The sequence below is a fragment of the Phytobacter diazotrophicus genome, assembly GCF_052061655.1.
Classification (GTDB): Bacteria; Pseudomonadota; Gammaproteobacteria; order Enterobacterales; family Enterobacteriaceae; genus Phytobacter; species Phytobacter diazotrophicus.
This window is the reverse complement of record NZ_CM125428.1, coordinates 4,805,839-4,826,730: the sequence shown is the minus strand read 5'-3', so window position 1 is coordinate 4,826,730 and position 20,892 is coordinate 4,805,839. Positions and strand designations below refer to the sequence as shown.

21 protein-coding genes are annotated in these 20,892 nt (G+C 51.9%); 10 read left to right on the top strand and 11 right to left on the bottom strand.

The genetic code is table 11. From position 1 onward, the window contains the following. Nucleotides 1–43: 43 nt before the first annotated feature. On the top strand, nucleotides 44–439 hold the full coding sequence (caiF, locus tag ACS0RQ_RS23395; protein WP_271848788.1) for a carnitine metabolism transcriptional regulator CaiF: 396 nt from the start codon (nucleotides 44–46) through the stop codon (nucleotides 437–439). A 41-nt stretch (nucleotides 440–480) separates the two neighbouring features. Here caiF and caiE read toward each other — a convergent pair whose 3' ends face one another. The 6 genes from caiE to caiT all read right to left on the bottom strand — a co-directional run bounded on the left by caiE (nucleotide 481) and on the right by caiT (nucleotide 7,580). Further along, the gene (gene caiE / locus ACS0RQ_RS23390) at nucleotides 481–1,077 is read right to left on the bottom strand and encodes a carnitine operon protein CaiE (RefSeq protein WP_271848789.1); all 597 of its coding nucleotides are present in this window, start codon (nucleotides 1,075–1,077) and stop codon (nucleotides 481–483) included. Between the two features lie 6 nt (nucleotides 1,078–1,083). After that, entirely contained in the window at nucleotides 1,084–1,869 is a 786-nt protein-coding gene (caiD, locus tag ACS0RQ_RS23385; protein ID WP_271848790.1) for a crotonobetainyl-CoA hydratase, read from the bottom strand. Nucleotides 1,870–1,979: 110 nt separating this feature from the next. Beyond that, complete coding sequence (gene caiC, locus ACS0RQ_RS23380; protein WP_271848791.1) at nucleotides 1,980–3,536, bottom strand: crotonobetaine/carnitine-CoA ligase; 1,557 nt, start codon at nucleotides 3,534–3,536, stop codon at nucleotides 1,980–1,982. A 72-nt stretch (nucleotides 3,537–3,608) separates the two neighbouring features. After that, entirely contained in the window at nucleotides 3,609–4,829 is a 1,221-nt protein-coding gene (gene caiB, locus ACS0RQ_RS23375) for an L-carnitine CoA-transferase (protein WP_039078313.1), read from the bottom strand. A gap of 60 nt (nucleotides 4,830–4,889) precedes the next feature. Next, a complete protein-coding gene (gene caiA / locus ACS0RQ_RS23370) occupies nucleotides 4,890–6,032 on the bottom strand; it encodes a crotonobetainyl-CoA dehydrogenase (RefSeq protein WP_079497282.1) in 1,143 nt (380 codons plus the stop codon). Between the two features lie 30 nt (nucleotides 6,033–6,062). Further along, nucleotides 6,063–7,580, bottom strand: a complete 1,518-nt coding sequence (gene caiT, locus ACS0RQ_RS23365) for an L-carnitine/gamma-butyrobetaine antiporter (protein ID WP_271848793.1) — start codon at nucleotides 7,578–7,580, stop codon at nucleotides 6,063–6,065. A gap of 479 nt (nucleotides 7,581–8,059) precedes the next feature. Here caiT and ACS0RQ_RS23360 point away from each other — a divergent pair, with 479 nt between their 5' ends. From ACS0RQ_RS23360 to folA, 9 genes are all read left to right on the top strand, one after another. Next, nucleotides 8,060–8,833 carry an electron transfer flavoprotein FixA gene (locus ACS0RQ_RS23360; RefSeq protein WP_271848794.1) on the top strand — a complete coding sequence of 258 codons (774 nt, stop codon included), beginning with the start codon at nucleotides 8,060–8,062 and terminating at the stop codon, nucleotides 8,831–8,833. A gap of 11 nt (nucleotides 8,834–8,844) precedes the next feature. Further along, entirely contained in the window at nucleotides 8,845–9,786 is a 942-nt protein-coding gene (locus ACS0RQ_RS23355; RefSeq protein ID WP_271848795.1) for an electron transfer flavoprotein subunit alpha/FixB family protein, read from the top strand. A 55-nt stretch (nucleotides 9,787–9,841) separates the two neighbouring features. Beyond that, entirely contained in the window at nucleotides 9,842–11,128 is a 1,287-nt protein-coding gene (gene fixC, locus ACS0RQ_RS23350; RefSeq protein WP_271848796.1) for an FAD-dependent oxidoreductase FixC, read from the top strand. Continuing rightward, entirely contained in the window at nucleotides 11,125–11,412 is a 288-nt protein-coding gene (gene fixX, locus ACS0RQ_RS23345; protein WP_039078319.1) for a ferredoxin-like protein FixX, read from the top strand. Before fixC ends, fixX begins: the two co-directional genes overlap by 4 nt. Nucleotides 11,413–11,549: 137 nt before the next feature. Beyond that, complete coding sequence (locus ACS0RQ_RS23340; protein ID WP_271848797.1) at nucleotides 11,550–12,881, top strand: MFS transporter; 1,332 nt, start codon at nucleotides 11,550–11,552, stop codon at nucleotides 12,879–12,881. A gap of 103 nt (nucleotides 12,882–12,984) precedes the next feature. Next, nucleotides 12,985–13,218 (top strand): YgdI/YgdR family lipoprotein, encoded by a 234-nt coding sequence (locus ACS0RQ_RS23335; RefSeq protein WP_271848798.1) that lies wholly within the window; start codon nucleotides 12,985–12,987, stop codon nucleotides 13,216–13,218. 210 nt (nucleotides 13,219–13,428) lie between these two features. Next, entirely contained in the window at nucleotides 13,429–13,959 is a 531-nt protein-coding gene (kefF, locus tag ACS0RQ_RS23330) for a glutathione-regulated potassium-efflux system oxidoreductase KefF (protein WP_039078322.1), read from the top strand. Next, entirely contained in the window at nucleotides 13,952–15,811 is a 1,860-nt protein-coding gene (kefC, locus tag ACS0RQ_RS23325; RefSeq protein WP_271848799.1) for a glutathione-regulated potassium-efflux system protein KefC, read from the top strand. Before kefF ends, kefC begins: the two co-directional genes overlap by 8 nt. Before the next feature lie 192 nt (nucleotides 15,812–16,003). Next, nucleotides 16,004–16,483: a type 3 dihydrofolate reductase gene (gene folA, locus ACS0RQ_RS23320; RefSeq protein ID WP_039078324.1), complete on the top strand. Its 480-nt coding sequence runs from the start codon at nucleotides 16,004–16,006 to the stop codon at nucleotides 16,481–16,483. 48 nt (nucleotides 16,484–16,531) lie between these two features. On the opposite strand, the gene apaH is transcribed toward folA, so the two are convergent. The 5 genes from apaH to surA are packed head-to-tail and all read right to left on the bottom strand — an operon-like array spanning nucleotide 16,532 to nucleotide 20,856. Continuing rightward, complete coding sequence (gene apaH / locus ACS0RQ_RS23315; protein WP_271848800.1) at nucleotides 16,532–17,380, bottom strand: bis(5'-nucleosyl)-tetraphosphatase (symmetrical) ApaH; 849 nt, start codon at nucleotides 17,378–17,380, stop codon at nucleotides 16,532–16,534. 4 nt (nucleotides 17,381–17,384) lie between these two features. Further along, the gene (apaG, locus tag ACS0RQ_RS23310) at nucleotides 17,385–17,762 is read right to left on the bottom strand and encodes a Co2+/Mg2+ efflux facilitator ApaG/CorD (RefSeq protein ID WP_039078326.1); all 378 of its coding nucleotides are present in this window, start codon (nucleotides 17,760–17,762) and stop codon (nucleotides 17,385–17,387) included. Nucleotides 17,763–17,765: 3 nt separating this feature from the next. Next, on the bottom strand, nucleotides 17,766–18,587 hold the full coding sequence (gene rsmA, locus ACS0RQ_RS23305) for a 16S rRNA (adenine(1518)-N(6)/adenine(1519)-N(6))-dimethyltransferase RsmA (protein WP_039078327.1): 822 nt from the start codon (nucleotides 18,585–18,587) through the stop codon (nucleotides 17,766–17,768). Beyond that, complete coding sequence (gene pdxA, locus ACS0RQ_RS23300) at nucleotides 18,584–19,570, bottom strand: 4-hydroxythreonine-4-phosphate dehydrogenase PdxA (protein ID WP_271848801.1); 987 nt, start codon at nucleotides 19,568–19,570, stop codon at nucleotides 18,584–18,586. Before pdxA ends, rsmA begins: the two co-directional genes overlap by 4 nt. Then, nucleotides 19,570–20,856 carry a peptidylprolyl isomerase SurA gene (gene surA / locus ACS0RQ_RS23295; RefSeq protein WP_107224014.1) on the bottom strand — a complete coding sequence of 429 codons (1,287 nt, stop codon included), beginning with the start codon at nucleotides 20,854–20,856 and terminating at the stop codon, nucleotides 19,570–19,572. Before surA ends, pdxA begins: the two co-directional genes overlap by 1 nt. Nucleotides 20,857–20,892: the final 36 nt, after the last annotated feature.

Genomic DNA, 20,892 nt, shown 5'->3' with positions numbered 1-20,892 from the left:
CCTGACCATAACAAGATTTTTAATTTGTAAAAATGGTGTGTTTATGAGTAAAGAATATGTTGAAAAACCCCTTTATTTGTTAATTGCCGATTGGATAATGGCGGAAAACCGTTGGGTAAGCGCTAAAGAAATTGCCAGACATTTTGACATGGACCACTGTAAAGCGATCAATACGGTTTCTTATATTCTTTCTGAGGTAGAAGAAATTACCTGTGAGACCAGGACAATTCCAAACCAACTGCAAGGAAGAGGATGTCAATGTCAGCGTCTGGTGCGTGTAAAAAACATTGATGATCAAATCTATACCAGGCTGAAAAATAATGCGCAGGAAAAAATGCTCAGTACTACGAAAACATCCCATATGCCTGTAGTCCTGCCAGCAGGACTTAAGACGGAGCAGAAATGGCAAATGATGTTGTCAAAAAGTTTGCGTCGTTAATGAGCAAATATCGAATGGCGCGAGTGCGCCATTCGATAAAGTCATTGCGCTGATTTCGGCTTCACCTCTGTCGTACCTTTAAGCCTCGGCCGGTTTTTTTCTGGCTGGTGCAGCGGTTGCGTTTCATATAATGATGAGCGACAACGGACAGCCAGATCCTGATATTCCCGGGTATTAAGTTGCTTCCAGTGCAACTCTTCTTCGGTTACATCACGGAGGAAACGGGCTGGCGATCCCACCAATAATTGTCTTGCTGCTCCTATAAATCCGGCTTTCACAAAGCTCATGGCGGCAACAATACTCTCTTCGCCAATAACCGCGCCGTCCATAATCACGCTGTTCATACCGACCAGCGCATCCCGGCCAATCACGCAGCCATGCAAAATCGCGCCGTGTCCGATATGTCCGTTCTCACCTACGACGGTGTCGGTATCGCAGTAACCGTGCATAATGCAGCCATCCTGTAAATTCGAACCTGGTTCCAGAATCAGGCGGCCATAGTCACCACGAAGCGAAGCGTGAGGACCGACATAGACACCAGCCCCTACAATGACGTCGCCAATCAATACCGCGCTCGGATGGATATACGCCTCTGGATGGACGACCGGGATCAAGCCTTCAAAGGCGTAATAGCTCATGAGTTATTAACGTCCTTTCCATACCGGTGAGCGTTTTTCGGCAAAGGCCTGCGGCCCTTCAATCGCATCTTCGGAATGCAGGACTGCCGGATAATGTTTGAGCGCACCGCTACGGAGATAACGATAGCCTTCTTCTACCGGCATTTCTCTGGTTGTTCTGGTTATCTCTTTTAATGCGGCAATAGCCAGTGGTGCGCTTTGAAGCAGTTGCTGTGCCAGTTCGCGCGCCTTCTCCATCAATGCTTCCTGACTGACAACATAATTAGCAATACCCCAGCGTAGTGCTTCTTCGGCATTCATGCGCCGCCCGGTCATCACCATTTCATTGACGATAGCGGGCGGTAAGCGTTTAGGCAGACGTAAAACCCCACCGCTGTCCGGCACGATGCCGAGTTTGGCTTCGGGTAAGGCAAAGCTGGCATTTTCAGCGCAGATAATGAAATCTGCTGCCAGCGCCAGTTCAAACCCACCGCCAAAGGCATAGCCGTTTACTGCGGCAATGACCGGTTTATCGAGATCAAAAAGTTCGGTCAATCCTGCAAACCCGCCAGGTCCAAAATCTGCATCCGGTGCTTCACCTTCTGCTGCTGCTTTTAAATCCCAGCCCGCGGAAAAGAATTTCTGGCCGGCGCCAGTAATAATTGCCACGCGTAATTCAGGGTCTTCGCGGAAATTCAGAAATACTTCACCCATGGCAAAACTGGTTTTTGCATCAATGGCATTGGCAACGGGGCGATCGAGAATAATTTCCAGAATATGCCCATGGCGGTTCAGATGTAATGATTCACTCATATTTTGCTCCTTTTAAATATGTGTATGCTTTGCAGAGGCATACCGCCTCTGCAAGATATGAAGTGTTCACGTTATTTCTATTTCGGCGAACATAAATTCAGCCAAATACGTTATGTTAGATTTTTCTTGATGACTTTCCCTGAACAGTTGCGTGGCAGATCGCTCCTGAATTCAACAAGCGTCGGTACTTTAAATTTCGCCATATTACTGGCGCAAAAAGAAAAAAACTCATCAGCACTTAATGTTTCGCCTTCATGAAGAACAATAAAGGCTTTTATAGCTTCATCCCTGATAGTGTCTTTAACACCGATAACCACCGTATCCTGAATTTTTGGATGGGTCGAAATGATATTCTCCAGTTCTACACAGGAGACATTCTCACCACCGCGCTTAATCATATTGCAACGCCTGTCGACAAAATAAAAAAAGCCTTCTTCATCGTAGTAACCCGAATCACCGGTATGTAACCAGCCGCTTGCATCCAGTGCCCTGGCGGTTGCGTCCGGCTGTTCGTAATACTCTTTAAAAAGCGTTTTCCCCGGCATACCTTTAATACATATTTCACCGATTTCATGGGGAGGAAGGGGCTGATTTTGATCGTTACGAATTTCCGCTTCGTAGCAAAATCCCGCGCGGCCAATTGATGGCCAGCGCCGTTTATCACCGGGTCTGTCACCAATAATGCCGACAATCGTTTCCGTCATGCCATACGATGTCAGCAACCTGACACCGAAACGTTCAACAAAGGCGTCTTTTTCCTGCACGGCAAGATTGAGGTAGAAAAGCACTTCACGAAGGCAATGCTGATTATCCGCAGGCACCGGCGGTTGCACCATCAGGGTTCTAATCATCATGGGAATGCATTCGGTAACTGTGGCACGGTATTTTCGCACCTGGCTCCAGAACGCACGTGCACTGTATTTCTCAAGCAGCACAAAGGTGGCACCGCTGGAAAAGGCGGCCATTGCCGCCGTACACTGACAATCGATATGAAAAGCGGGCATAGCGGTCAGATAAATATCGTCATCGCGTAATGCACACTGCCAGGCGGAGTAGTAACCCGCAAAGCGTAAGTTATATTGGGTAATAACCACACCTTTCGGTCGTGAGGTCGTGCCCGAGGTAAAAAGAATTTCTGCGGTATCGTCGGTGCTTAACGTCGGCGTAGAGTTCAGGGTAGTGGGTTGGGCGCGCTTAAGTTGATAAAAATCACTCACCGCGGTATCTGAGACACAGAACTGTCGGTCGATAAGGCAGATATGATTGAGCTGCGTTTCACCTTCCTGCAGAATCTGACGGTAAAGGGGATAGAAGTTTTCAGTGGTTACCAAAAAACGAGCCCGGCAGTTTTGCAGGATCCACAGACTTTCATCATGCAATAGCCTGGCGTTAATCGGCACCATGATGGCACCGATTTTTGCCAGCCCGAACCAGCAAAAGAAAAACTCAGGGCAGTTATCCAGATGCAGCGCGACTTTATCGCCTTTTTGGATCCCCAGCCCGTTGAACAGGTTTGCTGTGCGATTGATTTCTTCATTGAGGAAGGTATAGCTGAATTGCTGTACTTCACCTTCACATGACTCAAAAATCAGCGCCGTTTTATCGCCATAGACTTCTGCCAGGTCGTCCCACATCTGACGTAAGTTTTGATCGCCAATAACATCCATCGCACTTTTATCCACTGAAATTAGGTGTAAGCGCTAACAGGGTGGCTACACGATCCCGTTAGCGCTACGTATTTAATCCTCAACCCTGGCCAGCCCCTTGCTTACCAGTTCCTTAATATCTGCTTCGCTGTAACCGATGTTCTGCAAGATGGCGGAGGTATCCATGCCGTGTGACGGCATGCCGCGCCAGATTTTCCCAGGGTTATTTTTGAATTTCGGCATAATGTTTGGCCCCTTGCAGGTACGGCCATCCATGGTTTGCCATTGGGTGATTGATTCGCGGGCGACGTACTGCGGATTACCCTCCAGTTCAGGAATGGTCAGTACTTTTGCACAGGCAATATTCAGCTCGGCGAAGCGCGCTTGTACTTCGGCAATGGTATGCGTTAGCAGCCATGCATCCAGTTTCTCTTCCACCAGTGGACCGTACGGGCACTCGACGCGGTGAATGAGTTGTGTACCTTCCGGAACTTCTGGCGTGCCGAGAATATGCGCCAGCCCGATATCGTTAAAACACTCGGTAATTTGCGTGATACCGACCAGTTCCATCACGATGTAGCCATCCGAGCATTTATACAGACCACAGCCAGCGTAATAGGGGTCTTTGCCTTTGGTCATACGCGGACAGATTTCGCCGCCATTGAAATAATCCATCATGAAGTACTGGCCCATGCGCAGCATCACTTCATACATCGCAATATCAATGCTTTCCCCTTTGCCTGTTTCACGTACTTTATGCAGCGCCGCAAGTGCTGCGGTTGTCGCCGTCATGCCAGAAAAATAGTCTGCCGTGTACGGGAAGGCGGGCATCGGCTGGTCAACGTCGCCATTTTGAATCAGGTAACCGCTGAAGGCTTGCGCAATGGTGTTATAAGCAGGAAGGTTGGTGTACTCCTCTGTCCCAAACTGCCCAAAACCAGACAGGTGGGCGATGACCAGCTTCGGATTGTGTTCCCATAACACTTCATCGGTAATTCCCCGGCGAGCAAATGCCGGACCTTTACTGGCCTCGATAAAAATGTCGGTGGTTTCCATTAACTTAAGGAACGCTTCCCGGCCTTCATCTTTAAAGATATTCAGCGATAGCGCGTGCAGATTGCGGCGTGAGAGTTGCGGATAATTGGGCTGGACACGAATTGTGTCGGCCCAGGCGACATTTTCAATCCAGATAACTTCTGCGCCCCACTCGGCAAACATTTGTCCGGCGAAGGGCCCGGCAATTTCGATACCGGAGAAAACGACCCGCACACCCGCAAGTGGTCCAAACACGGGCATTGGTAAACGATGACTCATGACATACTCCTGTGTGGCATCCCTGGAACCCCATCACAGCGTGATGGGGTTATCACCCGATTAACGGTACTGTTTGAGCACTGCGCGACCCAAAGTCAGGATCTGCATTTCGTCGGAACCGCCGGACACCCGGTCAACGCGCAGATCGCGCCAGAAACGGGTAATACGGTGATTGCCTGCAATCCCGACGCCACCAAGTACTTGCATTGCACTGTCAACGACCTCAAATGCTGCATTGGCGCAGAAGTATTTGCACATGGCTGCATCGCCGGAGGTAATGGTGCCGTTATCTGCTTTCCAGGCGGCTTCCAACAGCATGTTTTTCATGGAGTTTAATTTGATTGCCATATGGGCAAACTTCTCCTGAATCAGCTGGAAGCGACCGATCGTTTCGCCAAACTGCACTCGCTGATTGGCGTAGCGCGCCGCATCTTCAAAGGCGCACATTGCGGTACCGTAGTTCGTCAGAGCAACGAGGAAGCGTTCGTGGTCAAACTCTTCTTTGACACGGTTAAACCCATTACCCTCACGGCCGAACATGTCTTTTTCATCCAGTTCAACATCGTCAAAGGTAATTTCGCAGCAGCTATCCATGCGCAGACCGAGTTTCTCAAGCTTGTTAACTTTGATGCCAGGTTTGCTCATATCGACAAACCATTCGGTATAAATGGGTTTATCCGCAGACGCGCCGTCACGCGCCATTACCACGATATAAGGGGTGTAAGCGCTACTGGTGATGAAGCACTTACTGCCGTTAAGATAAACCTTACCATTTTTGCGGGTATAGGTGGTTTTTAAACTGCCCACGTCAGACCCGGCGCCCGGTTCAGTGATCGCCGAGTTCCACATCTGTTTACCGGTACCCTGAAACGCCATGATCTTATCGATCTGTTCCTGAGTGCCTTCGCGTAACACCGTGTTGAAGCCGCCAGGAAGTTGATAGAGCACGTAGGTTGGCGCACCCAGGCGACCTAATTCCATCCACACGGCCGCCACGGTAACGAAACCGGCATCCAGACCACCGCGATCTTCCGGGAGCAGCAGGCTGTCAATGCCCATATCGGCCAGTGCTTTTACGAAACGCTCAGGATAGACGCTATCGCGATCGCATTCGGCAAAATAGGCCTCCCAATTTTCACTGGCCATTAATTCACGAATACCGGCGACGAACAGTTCCTGTTCATCATTCAAGTTAAAGTCCATCTTTTAACCTCTTGATATGGTTGATTTATCTTAGTTATCTTTCCAGTGCGCTTTGGCGTCCTTAATAAAGGACAGCGTGACCATGATATTGACGAAGAAAAGAGGGCAGCCGCCTGCGATGATTGCCGTTTGTATCGGTTTCAACCCGCCGAGAGCCAATAGCACAATACCGATGATGCCGACCAGAATGGACCAGCCGATACGTACCAGCAGAGGCGGCTCTTCACCATCGCGTATTTCGCGGCAGGTCGACATGGCCAGCGTGTAAGAACAAGCGTTGATAAGTGTGACGGTGGCAATAAAGCAGAGAATAAAGAACCCCCACATTGTTGCTGTACTCAGGGGTAAGGCGGCCCAGGTCTCGATAATGGCGCGTGGTACGCCATGCTCTGCGATAAGCTGCGGAATATTGAGAATATTTTTATCCATCAGCAGTAGCGTGTTACTGCCGAGCACGGTCCACAGGATCCAGGTGGAAGCCGTCAGGCCCAGCACCATTCCGAAGCACAGTTCACGAACGGTACGGCCACGCGATATACGGGCGAGGAAGATACTCATTTGAATGGCGTAAATGACCCACCAGGCCCAGTAGAAAACGGTCCAGCCCTGCGGGAAACCGCCTTTGCCGATAGCATCGGTGTAGAACAACATACGTGGCAGATGCATCAACAGCATACCGACGGAATCGGTGAAGTAGTTCATGATGAAGCTGGCGCCGCTGACAATGAATACCCAGCCGAGCATCAGGAAACTCAGGTAGCTACGCACGTCGCTGGCAATCTTCACTCCTTTCTGCAGGCCGCAGGCCACGCAGATTGCGTTCAGAATGATCCAGCAGCTAATGATGATCGCGTCCAGTTGCAGCGTATGGGGAATGCCGAATAGATACTGCATACATTCGGTGACCAGCGGCGTAGCCAGACCGAGGCTGGTACCCATCGCGAAGATCAGTGCCACAAGATAGAAGTTATCGACGATGGTCCCGAATAACCCTTTCACATGTTTCTCACCCACTAAAGGCACAAGCGTTGAGCTGGGGCGAATCACATCCATTTTGCGAACAAAGAAAAAGTAGGCGAAAGCGACGGAAAGGAAGCTATAGGTGGCCCACGGTAGCGGTCCCCAGTGGAACAAACTGTAGGCGAGGCCGAGCTCTTTGGCGCCGGTAGAGTTGGGGGCTAATGCAAACGGTGGTGTAGAGATATAGTAATAAATCTCTATCGATCCCCAGAACAACACGGCTGCAGAGGTACAGGAGGCGAACATCATGAAAATCCAGCTTGCTGTGCTGAATTCAGGTTTCTCATCGCCCAGTTTCTTTTTGGCGTAAGGGCCAAAGACCAGCCAGAACCAGCCAAAGAGCATCACGACCATATACCACTCAAATGCCCATCCCCAGACATTCGTTACATAAGTAAATACTGCATTAATAACCACATTGGCGGCATCAAGGTCTCTAACAGTTAGCCAGCAAAGTATTCCGACGATAATTAGCGGTGGGAAAAAAACTTTTGGCTCTATACCTGACTTTCTCTTGTCATTTTTCATGTTCGAATTCCAGTGTCATAATTGATTTATATTTCGTTCCCGTTTGTTATATTTATGTTCATTTTTGTGAGTGTTTATTTAATGACTCTTTAACCTCAAGGAAGCTTCGGCGAGTGCTCCATGATGGGTATTCGCTACAGCGTATTCTGTTATTCATGTCACACTTTTTTGTCGGTTTTTATTTGGTTGGGTGTGACTATTAATTTGTTTAAAAACAATAATTTGTTTATGATTTTTCTGTTTTTCCATCCTCGTGGTGTTCAATATTGGTGATCCCGTAAACAATATTGAAAATTTGCAAGATGAAACCGATTTTTCAATATTGGTGAAGTGGCTAACAATATTGAAAGTCCTATTTTACAGGGTGTGACATTTTCAATATTGGTGATTAATGTTTTATCCCGTAATTAAATGGTGTGCTATCTGTATTTACCATCGCCGATATGGACGACGATTCCTTCATGATTTCTGGAGAGGCAATGAAGATAATTACTTGTTACAAGTGCGTACCTGATGAACAGGATATTGCGATCAATAACGCGGATGGTTCGTTAGATATTAGTAAAGCGGATGCCAAAATTAGCCAATACGATTTGAATGCGATTGAAGCTGCTTGCCAGTTAAAACAGCAGTCCGGAGACGCGCAAGTGGTCGCCATGAGTGTTGGCGGTAAGGCGCTGACTAATGCGAAAGGACGCAAAGATGTGCTTTCGCGCGGCCCGGACGAACTGATTGTTGTGATTGATGATGCGTTTGAGAATGCGCTGCCGCAACAAACCGCAGTGGCGTTAGCGCAGGCAGCGAAAAAATCCGGCTTTGATCTGATTGTTTGTGGCGACGGTTCCTCCGATCTCTATGCCCAACAGGTCAGTCTGCTGCTGGGTGAAATGCTACACATTCCGGCAATCAACGGCGTCAGTAAAATTTTATCGCTGGTGGATAACACGCTGACCGTTGAGCGCGCTCTGGAAGACGAGATCGAAACCCTGAGCATACCGCTTCCGGCGGTCATTGCGGTCTCTACGGATATTAACTCCCCGCAAATTCCTTCCATGAAAGCCATTCTGGGCGCGGCCAAAAAACCGGTTCAGGTCTGGACGACAGCGGATATTGGTTTTACCCACGCGGAGGTGAACTCCGTGCAACAGATCGCTGCGCCGGGACAACGTGAGCGCCAGCGCATCGTTATTGAAGGTGATGGCGAAGAACAAATCGCCGTATTTGCTGACCATCTGCGCAAGATCATCAATTAAAAGGGGATGTTATGAGCAAGTTTTCCACTGTATGGGTATTCAGCGATACCGTTTCCCGGCTGGCTGATTTGGTGGGTGGCGCACGCACGTTGGGCGAACAGATCAATGTATTTGTGCTCAGTGAAACCGACAGTGCAACAGCATTCCACCTGGGGGCCGATAGCGTCTGGCATCTCAGCGGTAAACCGGAAGACCGCATGATTGAAGATTATGCGGACGCCATGGCGGCGACCATTCGCCAGCAGGGTTCGAAAGGGCTGGTACTGCTGCCCAATACACGTCGGGGCAAATTACTGGCGGCAAAATTGGGTTTCCGCCTGACGGCCGCAGTCTCTAATGATGCCAATGCCGTCGCCATCGCGGGTGATAACGCTTTGGTAAAACATATGGTGTATGGCGGACTTGCCATTGGCGAAGAAATGCTACGTTCTTCTTTCGCCGTGATTACGCTCAGCAGCGGCACATTTGAGCCGGCGCAGCCAGACACTTCGCGAAGCGGCGTGGCGCAGACTGTCGCATGGCAGTCACCGGAAATCACCGTCATTCGCACTGCAACTCAGGCTCGCCAGAACAGTAACGTTGATCTTGATAAAGCGCGGTGGGTTGTCAGCGTCGGACGCGGTATCGGTAGCAAGGAGAATATCTCGCTGGCAACAGCGTTGTGCCAGTCCATTGGCGCGGAGTTGGCCTGTTCGCGTCCGGTCGCTGAAAACGAAAAATGGATGGAACACGAACGCTATGTCGGCATTTCTAACCTGATGCTCAAACCGGAATTGTACCTGGCTGTAGGGATCTCCGGTCAGATTCAACACATGGTGGGCGCAAACGGTGCACAGACGATTTTTGCCATTAACAAAGACAAAAACGCGCCGATTTTCCAGTATGCCGATTACGGTATCGTCGGCGATGCGCTGAAAATTTTACCCGCACTGACAGCCGCATTAGCGCGCTAATTCCTTAAGCAGAGCGGTGGCCGCTCTGTTATTACAGGTAATTTCTGGAGTTTTTATGTCAGAAGATATTTTTGACGCCATCATCGTGGGGGCGGGGGTAGCGGGCTCGGTGGCAGCGCTGGTGCTTGCCAGGGAAGGTGCGCAAGTACTGGTGATTGAGAGGGGTAATTCCGCCGGAGCGAAAAATGTAACTGGCGGGCGTATTTACGCCCATAGTCTCGAACGTATTATTCCCGGTTTTGCCGGGCATGCTCCCGTCGAACGCCTGATTACACATGAAAAGCTCTCGTTTATGACCGATAAGGGAGCAATGACGGTAGATTACCTCAACGGCGATCGCGGTGAACCTGAGCAAGCCTCTTATTCCGTCTTACGCAGTAAATTTGATGCCTGGCTGATGGAGCAGGCAGAAGAGGCGGGAGCGCAATTGATCACCGGGATCCGCGTTGACAATGTCGTGCAACGTGATGGCAAAGTGGTTGGCGTGGAAGCCGATGGCGACATTCTGGAAGCGAAAGTCGTGATTCTGGCGGACGGTGTGAATTCCTTGCTGGCTGAACAACTGGGCATGGCGAAACGCGTTACGGCTTCGAATGTTGCGGTTGGGGTTAAAGAACTCATCGAATTGCCAAAAACGGTCATTGAAGATCGTTTCCAGTTACAGGGCAACGAAGGGGTGGCCTGGCTATTTGCCGGCGCACCGACAGATGGCCTGATGGGGGGCGGGTTCCTCTATACCAATCAAACGACAGTTTCGCTTGGGTTAGTATGCGGTCTGCATCATCTCAAAGAGGCCAAAAAATCAGTCCCGCAAATGCTGGAGGATTTTAAACAGCATCCTGCCGTCGCGCCGTTGATTAGCGGCGGAAAAATGGTGGAATACGCCGCTCATGTTGTTCCGGAATCCGGGATGAATATGCAGCCTGAACTGGTTGGCGACGGTGTACTGATCGCGGGTGATGCCGCCGGCATGTGTATGAATCTTGGTTTCACCATTCGTGGCATGGACCTGGCCGTGGCGGCAGGGGAAGCCGCCGCGAAAACGGTACTTTCCGCGATGCAAAGTAACAATTTCAGCCGTCAGGGGCTTTCGGCTTATCGTCAGCTCCTTGATGACGGTCCGATGCGGGATATGCGCATGTATCAGCGTTTACCTGCCTTCCTCGATAACCCGCGCATGTTTACCCGTTACCCAGAAATGGCGGTTGGCGTGGCACGCGATCTGTTTACCGTCGATGGTACCGCCCCGGTAGCAATGCGTAAGAAAATCCTTCGTCATGCCAAAAAGGTAGGTTTTATCAATTTGATAAAGGATGGTCTAAAAGGAGCGACTGTACTATGACTTCCCCCGTCAATGTGGACATCAAACTGGGTGTTAACAAATTCAACGTGGATGAAGAAAACCCACACATCATTTTAAAAACCGACCCCGATAAGCAGGTGCTGGAGGTGTTAGTTAAAGCCTGTCCTGCGGGCCTGTACAAAAAGCAGGATGACGGCAGTGTGCGTTTTGATTACGCCGGATGCCTGGAGTGCGGTACCTGTCGGATTTTGGGGTTGGATACGGTCCTCGAAAAATGGGACTACCCACGCGGTACGTTTGGTGTGGAGTTTCGCTACGGCTAAAACCGGTGCCGGATAACAGAGATTTATCCGGCCTATAAAAACTACGTGAAGTATTGGCTGGAGAAGGTGCTTTTGCCGGGCCATTCGGCACTTGAGGTGACCAACCTCGTATTTTGCCGTTGAGACAGGACATAACCATGCAGCAGATCAGAAATTTTGATGATATCCAATTCTCATCTATTCACCGTCGAATCATGTTGTGGGGAAGCGGCGGACCTTTCCTGGATGGGTATGTGCTTGTCATGATTGGCGTTGCACTGGAGCAGCTCACGCCAGCATTAAAGCTGGATGCACAGTGGCTGGGATTGTTGGGGGCAGGAACGCTGGCGGGTCTGTTTGTCGGCACCTCGTTGTTTGGCTACATCTCAGACAAAGTAGGGCGAAGGAAAATGTTCCTCATCGATATCATTGCCATTGGGGTGATATCGGTGGCCACGATGTTTGTCTCCTCGCCCATGGAATTGCTCATTATGCGTGTGCTGATTGGCGTGGTGATTGGCGCGGATTACCCTATCGCAACCTCCATGATCACTGAATTTTCCAGTACCCGCCAACGAGCTTTCTCAATCAGTTTTATTGCTGCGATGTGGTATGTCGGCGCGACCTGTGCCGATCTGGTCGGTTATTGGTTGTACGATGTGGAAGGCGGATGGCGCTGGATGCTGGGGAGTGCGGCAATCCCTTGTATCATGATCCTGATTGGGCGTTTTGATCTTCCAGAATCTCCGCGCTGGCTCCTGCGTAAAGGGCGGGTGAAAGAGTGTGAGGAGATGATGATTAAACTGTTTGGCGAGCCGGTAGCGTTCGATGATGAACCACCACAAGAAACTCGCTTCTTACAGCTGTTTAATCGTCGTCACTTCCCGTTTGTCTTGTTTGTCGCCGCTATCTGGACGTGCCAGGTTATTCCGATGTTCGCCATCTATACCTTTGGTCCGCAGATTGTTGGCCTGCTGGGGCTGGGCGTCGGGAAAAGCGCGGCGCTGGGCAATGTGGTGATCAGCTTGTTCTTTATGCTGGGCTGCATTCCACCGATGTACTGGCTGAACAGCATGGGGAGGCGACCGCTACTGATCGGCAGCTTTATGATGATGACACTGGCGCTGGCCGTGCTGGGATTGATCCCTGAAATGGGTATCTGGCTCGTTGTTGCGGCATTCGCGGTATATGCCTTTTTCTCCGGCGGGCCAGGAAACCTCCAGTGGCTTTACCCGAATGAGCTGTTCCCGACCGATATTCGCGCCTCTGCCGTTGGCGTCATCATGTCTCTGAGCCGGATTGGTACCATTCTTTCAACCTGGGCGCTGCCGATTTTTATCACTAAATATGGGATCAGTTACGTCATGCTGATGGGGGCGGGAATTTCGCTCGTTGGCCTGCTCATCTCCATCGCTTTTGCACCGGAGACGCGTGGTTTGACGCTTGCTCAGACGGGGAGTATGACGATTCGACGCAAGCCCCTGAATTAAGTCAAACCTTCAGAGTGTTCTGTATTTTCTTTTAAGGTCAGTCAGTTAGTCTAAAGTTACCCTGTATTTAACTGAAAACGACTGAAAAGCAGGGGAGAACACCATGCGAACGAAACTGTTATTAACGTCACTGTTTACGGCTGCCACGCTCTTTACCGTTGCCGGTTGCTCATCCAATCAGGCCGTAAAAACCACCGATGGCAGAACTATCGTGACTGATGGCAAACCGGAAATCGATAGCGACACCGGCCTGGTCTCTTACAAAAATGCGGAAACGGGTAAAACTGAGCAGATTAACCGCGACCAGGTGAAGAACATGAGTGAACTGGACAATTAATTTCACTCCGTGCCAGAAAGCGTCCCGCCATTAGCGCGGGACTTTTTTTGACTCACCCCTCGGTAACGCCAGCGCCTCTTGCTGTTTTAGCCGCTTTTCTGGCAGGTGCTACGCTGGTGCCTGCTAATCCCGCACAGATTGTCGCTGTTAGCACGACGATTAACTGTCTACACTCAAAGAAAAAAGTGTGCAGTGAAAACAGGTTAATCGATGATTCTGATAATTTATGCCCATCCCTATCCGCAATATTCCCATGCGAATAAGCGGATGATTGAGCATGCAGGGACTCTGGAGGGGGTGGAAATCCGCTCTCTTTATCACCTCTACCCCGATTTCAATATTGATATCGCCGCCGAGCAGGAGGCATTGCGTCGCGCTGACCTGGTTGTCTGGCAACATCCCATGCAATGGTACAGTGTACCGCCGCTCCTCAAATTATGGATTGATAAAGTCCTGGCCCACGGCTGGGCATACGGCCATGGCGCACGTGCGTTGCAGGGGAAAAGTCTGTTATGGGCCGTGACCACGGGCGGCGGGGATCAGCACTTTGATATTGGTTCACACCCCGGCTTTGATGTTCTGGGACAACCATTACAGGCCACGGCGCTCTATTGCGGGATGAACTGGTTGCCGCCGTTTGCCACTCACTGCACCTTCATCTGCGACGACGAAACCCTGCAGGCGCAGGCCCGTCGCTACAAACAATTGTTGCTCGACTGGCAGGAGACCCACCATGGATAGTCATACGCTTATTCAGGCGCTGATTTACCTGGGGGCGGCCGCGCTCATCGTACCGATCGCGGTACGTCTGGGGCTGGGGTCCGTGCTGGGTTATCTGATCGCTGGTTGTATTATTGGTCCGTGGGGCTTACGCCTGGTCACTGACGCTGAATCTATTCTCCACTTCGCTGAAATCGGCGTGGTGTTGATGCTGTTTGTGATTGGCCTTGAGCTGGATCCCCAGAGACTGTGGAAGTTGCGCGTGTCCGTCTTTGGCGGTGGCGCGTTGCAAATGGCCTCCTGCGGCATTTTGTTGGGGGCGTTTTGTATGGTACTGGGGCTCGACTGGCCGGTGGCGCTGCTCATCGGCCTGACGCTGGCGCTCTCCTCAACCGCGATTGCCATGCAGGCGATGAATGAGCGTAACCTGACCGTTTCGCAAATGGGGCGTAGTGCCTTTTCCGTGCTGCTCTTCCAGGATATCGCAGCCATTCCACTGGTGGCGATGATTCCGCTACTGGCCAGCAGTGGCGCATCCACAACGGTGGGGGCGTTTGCCCTGTCGGCGTTGAAAGTGGTTGGCGCGCTGGCGCTGGTGGTCATGCTGGGGCGCTATGTCGCACGTCCGGCACTGCGTTTTGTTGCCCGCTCCGGATTACGTGAAGTGTTCAGCGCCGTGGCGCTGTTTCTGGTATTCGGCTTCGGTTTGTTGCTGGAAGAGGCTGGCCTTTCGATGGCGATGGGTGCGTTCCTGGCTGGTGTGCTGCTGGCAAGCTCGGAATACCGTCATGCGCTGGAAAGCGATATCGAACCCTTTAAAGGTCTGCTGCTGGGGCTCTTTTTTATCGGTGTCGGTATGTCGATAGACTTTGGCACCCTGGTCACTCATCCGCTGCGTATCCTGCTTTTGCTGGTCGGTTTCCTGGTGATTAAAACCCTCGTTCTCTGGCTGATTGCTCGCCCGCTGAGTGTGCCTGGCAAACAGCGGCGCTGGTTTGCGGCACTGCTGGGGCAGGGCAGTGAGTTCGCGTTTGTGGTTTTTGGTGCAGCACAAATGGCAGGTGTGCTCGACCCGGAGTGGGTCAAAGCCTTGACGCTGGCTGTGGCGTTGTCCATGGCGGCGACGCCTGTGCTGTTAGTCCTGCTGACGCGTCTGGAAAGCGCTGCCACCGGACAAACGCGTGAAGCCGATGAGATTGACGAAGATGAACCGCGGGTCATTGTGGCCGGATTCGGCCGCTTCGGCCAAATTGCCGGGCGTCTGCTACTCTCTAGTGGAGTCAAAATGGTTGTTCTCGATCACGACCCGGACCACATTGAAACGCTGCGCAAATTCGGCATGAAGGTCTTTTATGGCGATGCGACGCGCGTGGATCTGCTGGAGTCAGCCGGTGCCGGAAAAGCCGAAGTGCTGATCAACGCGATTGACGATCCGCAGGCCAATCTCCAGCTTACTGAGCTGGCGAAAACCCATTTCCCGGCGCTGCGTATTATTGCCCGTGCCCGCGATGTCGATCACTACATTCGTCTGCGCCAGGCGGGTGTTGAGAAGCCGGAGCGTGAAACATTTGAAGCGGCGTTGAAAGCCGGGCGAATGGCGCTCGAAGGGTTAGGTCTGGGGCCTTATGAGGCGCGTGAGCGTGCCGACCTTTTCCGCCAGTTCAACACCCAGATGGTTGAGGAGATGGCCGGAGTGGATAACACCGCTCAGGCCAGAGCGGACGTCTTTAAACGCACCAGTGCGATGTTGACGGAGATTATTAGCGAAGACCGGGCGCATCTGTCCGTGGTCCAGCGCCATGGCTGGCAGGGGACCAAAGAGGGCCGTCACACGGGGGATGTCGCCGATGAACCTGAGGCGAAACCACAGTAATAGCGCGTGTTACGGCTGATTGACGGTTAAGGGTTTGCTTCGCGAAAAAGTGGAAAGCAAGGTATGCGATCGTGCAGCGCGGGTTTGCTTACAGATTACGAAAATTTTCTGTCTCTTTACCCTGTCGCCAGTCGACGAAAGAATGCGCTTTCCGTATAGTGGCGACAATTTTTTGCATCCGGGAAATTATCAATGATCAGTCTGATTGCGGCGTTAGCGGTGGATCGCGTCATTGGCATGGAGAATGCCATGCCATGGAACCTACCTGCCGATCTCGCCTGGTTCAAACGTAATACGCTAAACAAACCAGTGGTTATGGGACGCCTGACATGGGAGTCGATTGGGCGCCCGCTGCCAGGTCGTAAAAACATTGTCATCAGCAGCAAGCCAGGCACTGACGATCGCGTACAGTGGGTCACCTCGGTTGACGCGGCGATTGCCGAGTGCGGTGACGCGGAAGAGATCATGGTGATCGGCGGTGGCCGTGTTTATGAGCAGTTCCTGCCGAAGGCACAAAAGCTCTATCTGACGCACATCGATGCCGAAGTCGAAGGGGATACCCATTTTCCGGATTACGATCCGGATGACTGGGAGTCGGTATTTAGCGAGTTTAACGATGCGGATGAGCAGAATTCTCACAGCTATTGCTTCGAGATTCTGGAACGTCGGTAATTGTCTGCCCCGGTAGCGCGTTGCGCGCCGGGGCGACAGCATACCTTCTTAAGAGGCGACCGCCTCGTCTTCACCTAAATCCATCTGACGGTTCGAAGGTTGTACAAACCAGGCCTGGTCTTCCCAGCGCAGGCAGGTCAGTGTGCCACCCCAGCAACAGCCGGTATCCAGTGCATAAATGCCTTCTGGCGTGCCTTTCCCTTCCAGTGATGCCCAGTGACCAAACACGATGCCGTACGCCTGCGAGACAGGTCCGGGAATGGTAAACCAGGGCTTCAATGGTGCCGGTGCGTATTCTGGAACATCTTTGCAATACATATCCAGCTCCCCGTTCGGGAAACAGTAGCGCATCCGCGTAAAGGCATTGCTGATAAAACGCAGCCGTGCCATTCCGCTCAGTTCCGTTGACCAACTGTTCGGATAGTCGCCATACATCCCGTCAAGGAAGAACGGGTAGGAGTCGCTGGAGAGAATGGCTTCAACGTCGCGTGCGCATTGCTGAGCCGTCTCCAGATCCCACTGCGGCGTGATACCCGCGTGAGCCATCACCAGCTTTTTCTCCTCGTCGACCTGCAACAGCGGCTGACGACGCAGCCAGTTGATGAGGTCATCGGCATCGGGCGCTTCCAGAAGCAAATTAAGCCGGTCTTTGGGTTTATTGCGGCTGATGCCGGCAAACACCGCCAGCAGGTGCAGATCGTGGTTGCCGAGGACCAGGCGAACGCTGTCGCCCAGCGATTTAACGTAGCGCAATACATCCAGCGAGCCGGGACCGCGCGCGACTAAATCACCCGTCAACCATAAGGTGTCCTGCCCAGGTACAAACTGTACCTGATTTAACAATGCGAGCAGTTCATCATAGCAACCATGAACGTCGCCAATAAGATATGTAGACATTGTCTCAGTGGATTAGTGTTTGAACGGCAAGTCGGAAGACCGGGATAGCGATGCGGAACGCCTTCCCTTGCGCATCGATCATTTCATAATGGCCTTCCATGGTACCAAACGGCGTTTCAATTACCGCACCGCTGGTATACTGATATTCTCCGCCGGGTTCAATATGCGGCTGAACGCCGACCACACCTTCACCCTGAACCTCAGTTTCACGGCCATTCCCGTTGGTGATAAGCCAGTACCGTTTAAGCAACTGGACCGGCGCTCGCCCCAGATTCCGAATAGTGATGGTGTAAGCGAAAACATAGCGTTCTTCATCGGGTGAAGATTGCGATTCAATATAGACACTTTGCACCTGAACAGAAACTCGGGGCGAATTGATCATGACTTAACTCTCCTTCGGCGGCGCATTATCAGTCAGATAGTTCGCCATCTTGCAATACTGCGCAACAGAGATGTTTTCCGCACGCATCGCCGGATCAACGCCCAGCTCCGTCAATACCTCAACGGAGAAGAGGTTGCCAAGGCTGTTGCGGATCGTTTTACGGCGCTGGTTAAAGGCTTCCGTCGTGATCCGACTCAGCACCCGGACTTCTTTGACCGGATGTGGCAACGTGCGATGTGGTACCAGGCGCACGACAGCGGAATCCACCTTAGGCGGTGGGGTGAAGGCTGTTGGCGGCACTTCCAGCACCGGAATAATCTGGCAATAGTATTGCGCCATGACGCTTAAACGACCATACGCCTTACTGTTTGGCCCTGCAACCAGACGATTGACGACCTCTTTTTGCAACATAAAGTGCATGTCGGCAATGGCATCAGTATAGCTAAACAGATGGAACATTAGCGGCGTTGAGATGTTATAAGGCAGGTTGCCAAATACGCGCAGCGGCTGACCCATAGTCTGCGACAGCTCGCCAAAATTCATGGTCATCGCATCTTGCTGAAAAATCGTCAGCTTTGGCCCGAGGAACGGGTGTGTTTGCAGACGTGCAGCCAGATCGCGGTCCAGCTCGATAACGGTGAGCTTATCCAGACGTTCACCTACCGGCTCGGTCAGCGCGGCAAGGCCCGGGCCGATTTCGACCATCGCCTGGCCTTTTTGCGGATTGATAGCTGAAACAATACTGTCGATCACAAACTGATCGTTGAGGAAGTTTTGCCCGAAGCGTTTACGGGCTAAGTGGCCCTGATGGACTCGATTAGTCATTGAGTATTAACAATCATGGTGATGGCGAGATTAAGCGCCGTGATAAAACTGCCGACATCGGCTTTTCCATGGCCCGCCAGTTCCAGCGCGGTGCCATGATCAACAGATGTACGAATAAAAGGTAAACCGAGCGTGATGTTCACGCCACGGCCAAAGCCCTGGTATTTTAGCACGGGCAGGCCCTGATCGTGGTACATCGCCAGTACGGCGTCGGCATTATCAAGATATTTAGGCTGAAAAAGCGTATCGGCAGGCAGTGGACCACTAAGATTCATGCCTTTTGCGCGCATTTCATCAAGAACCGGAATGATCGTATCGATCTCTTCGGTGCCCATATGTCCGCCTTCCCCGGCGTGTGGGTTCAGGCCGCACACCAGAACATGTGGCTGGCGGATACCAAACTTTTGCTGCAAATCGGTATACAAAATGGTGATGACGTCGCGCAGCAAATCTGGCGTGATGGCCTCTGCAACCGCTTTGATGGGCAGATGGGTCGTGGCCAGCGCAACGCGGAGCTCTTCTGTTGCCAGCATCATTACGACTTTGCTGACGCGCGAACGCTCTTCGAAGAACTCGGTATGTCCGGTAAACGGCGTACCCGCATCGTTGATCACCCCTTTATGCACGGGGCCGGTGATCAGCGCAGCAAACTCGCCGCTCAGGCAACCATCGCAGGCACGGGCCAGCGTGTCGACCACGTATGGCCCATTTTTGACGTCCAGCTCGCCCGGCACTACTGACGTTTTGAGTGCAACGGGTAATACGGTGAGGCTGCCTGCCTGTTGTGCACGGGCCGGTTGTCCGGCGTGGTACTCGCGCAGGATGAGGGGCAAACCCAACAGCGCCGCACGCTCGGTAAGCAACGTTGGATCTGCACACACCACTAACTCTACGGGCCAGTCGCGCTGGGCGAGTTGTACGACTAAATCAGGACCAATCCCGGCGGGTTCGCCGGGAGTGATAACGACACGATGTGCGTTCATTAGTTGCTCAGGATTTTAACGTAAGCACTGGCGCGCTGTTCCTGCATCCAGGTTGCCGCTTCTTCGGAGAATTTGCGGTTCATCAGCATGCGGTAAGCACGATCTTTTTGCGCAGCATCGGTTTTATCGACGTTACGGGTATCCAGTAGCTCAATCAGATGCCAGCCAAAGGAGGAGTGTACCGGGCCGCTCATCTGACCACGGCTAAGCTTCATCAACGCATCACGGAATGCCGGATCGTAGATATCCGCTGCCGCCCAGCCCATATCGCCGCCCTGATTGGCAGAACCTGGATCCTGAGAGAACTCTTTTGCCGCCGCAGCAAAGGTGGTTTTACCGCTCTTGATGTCCGCCGCAATCTGTTCCAGTTTCACGCGTGCCTGGTCGTCACTCATGATCGGCGACGGTTTCAGCAGAATGTGGCGAGCGTGAACTTCGGTCACGGAAATGCTCTGGCTTTGACCACGCAGATCGTTCACTTTTAGAATATGGAAGCCAACGCCTGAACGGATGGGGCCAATGATGTCGCCTTTTTTCGCCGTGCTAAGCGCCTGAGCGAAGATTGACGGCAGTTCCTGAATACGCCCCCAACCCATCTGGCCGCCTTTCAGCGCCTGCTGGTCGGCAGAGTAGGTAATCGCCAGTTTACCGAAATCGCCGCCTTTACGCGCTTCGTCAACGATAGAACGTGCCTGGCTTTCTGCTTCATTTACCTGGTCAGAGGTTGGGTTTTCCGGCAACGGAACCAGAATGTGGCTCAGGTTCAGTTCGGTACTGGCGTCGTTTTGGTTACCTACTTGTTTAGCGAGCGCTTCAACTTCCTGCGGCAGCACGGTGATGCGGCGGCGAACTTCGTTGTTGCGGACTTCGGAAATGATCATCTCTTTGCGGATTTGGCTACGGTAGGTGTTGAAATTCACACCGTCATAAGCCAGACGACTGCGCATCTGATCCATGGAGATATTGTTTTGTTTGGCGATATTGGCGATGGCCTGATCGAGTTGATCATCGGTCACTTTGATGTTCATTTTCGTCGCCATTTGCAGAATGATTTGATCCATGATCAGACGTTCAAGAATCTGATGACGCAGCGTAGCGTCATCAGGCAATTGTTGACCCGCCTGGCCCGCGTTAAGTTTCACGGATTGCATCAAACCATCAACGTCGCTTTCGAGCACCACGCCGTTATTCACGACGGCAGCTACTTTATCGACAACTTGCGGTGCAGCGAAACTGGTATTCGCAACCATAGCGATACCGAGAAGCAGCGTTTTCCAGTTCTTCATACTTTTTCCATTTCAATTAACCGATAACTTTGCAAA

What these genes read in the sequence shown, in the direction of transcription:
- caiF (WP_271848788.1), top strand. Translation starts at nt 44, where the DNA reads ATGAGTAAAGAATATGTTGAAAAACCCCTTTATTTGTTAATTGCCGAT.
- caiE (WP_271848789.1), bottom strand. Translation starts at nt 1,077, where the DNA reads ATGAGCTATTACGCCTTTGAAGGCTTGATCCCGGTCGTCCATCCAGAG.
- caiD (WP_271848790.1), bottom strand. Translation starts at nt 1,869, where the DNA reads ATGAGTGAATCATTACATCTGAACCGCCATGGGCATATTCTGGAAATT.
- caiC (WP_271848791.1), bottom strand. Translation starts at nt 3,536, where the DNA reads ATGGATGTTATTGGCGATCAAAACTTACGTCAGATGTGGGACGACCTG.
- caiB (WP_039078313.1), bottom strand. Translation starts at nt 4,829, where the DNA reads ATGAGTCATCGTTTACCAATGCCCGTGTTTGGACCACTTGCGGGTGTG.
- caiA (WP_079497282.1), bottom strand. Translation starts at nt 6,032, where the DNA reads ATGGACTTTAACTTGAATGATGAACAGGAACTGTTCGTCGCCGGTATT.
- caiT (WP_271848793.1), bottom strand. Translation starts at nt 7,580, where the DNA reads ATGAAAAATGACAAGAGAAAGTCAGGTATAGAGCCAAAAGTTTTTTTC.
- ACS0RQ_RS23360 (WP_271848794.1), top strand. Translation starts at nt 8,060, where the DNA reads ATGAAGATAATTACTTGTTACAAGTGCGTACCTGATGAACAGGATATT.
- ACS0RQ_RS23355 (WP_271848795.1), top strand. Translation starts at nt 8,845, where the DNA reads ATGAGCAAGTTTTCCACTGTATGGGTATTCAGCGATACCGTTTCCCGG.
- fixC (WP_271848796.1), top strand. Translation starts at nt 9,842, where the DNA reads ATGTCAGAAGATATTTTTGACGCCATCATCGTGGGGGCGGGGGTAGCG.
- fixX (WP_039078319.1), top strand. Translation starts at nt 11,125, where the DNA reads ATGACTTCCCCCGTCAATGTGGACATCAAACTGGGTGTTAACAAATTC.
- ACS0RQ_RS23340 (WP_271848797.1), top strand. Translation starts at nt 11,550, where the DNA reads ATGCAGCAGATCAGAAATTTTGATGATATCCAATTCTCATCTATTCAC.
- ACS0RQ_RS23335 (WP_271848798.1), top strand. Translation starts at nt 12,985, where the DNA reads ATGCGAACGAAACTGTTATTAACGTCACTGTTTACGGCTGCCACGCTC.
- kefF (WP_039078322.1), top strand. Translation starts at nt 13,429, where the DNA reads ATGATTCTGATAATTTATGCCCATCCCTATCCGCAATATTCCCATGCG.
- kefC (WP_271848799.1), top strand. Translation starts at nt 13,952, where the DNA reads ATGGATAGTCATACGCTTATTCAGGCGCTGATTTACCTGGGGGCGGCC.
- folA (WP_039078324.1), top strand. Translation starts at nt 16,004, where the DNA reads ATGATCAGTCTGATTGCGGCGTTAGCGGTGGATCGCGTCATTGGCATG.
- apaH (WP_271848800.1), bottom strand. Translation starts at nt 17,380, where the DNA reads ATGTCTACATATCTTATTGGCGACGTTCATGGTTGCTATGATGAACTG.
- apaG (WP_039078326.1), bottom strand. Translation starts at nt 17,762, where the DNA reads ATGATCAATTCGCCCCGAGTTTCTGTTCAGGTGCAAAGTGTCTATATT.
- rsmA (WP_039078327.1), bottom strand. Translation starts at nt 18,587, where the DNA reads ATGACTAATCGAGTCCATCAGGGCCACTTAGCCCGTAAACGCTTCGGG.
- pdxA (WP_271848801.1), bottom strand. Translation starts at nt 19,570, where the DNA reads ATGAACGCACATCGTGTCGTTATCACTCCCGGCGAACCCGCCGGGATT.
- surA (WP_107224014.1), bottom strand. Translation starts at nt 20,856, where the DNA reads ATGAAGAACTGGAAAACGCTGCTTCTCGGTATCGCTATGGTTGCGAAT.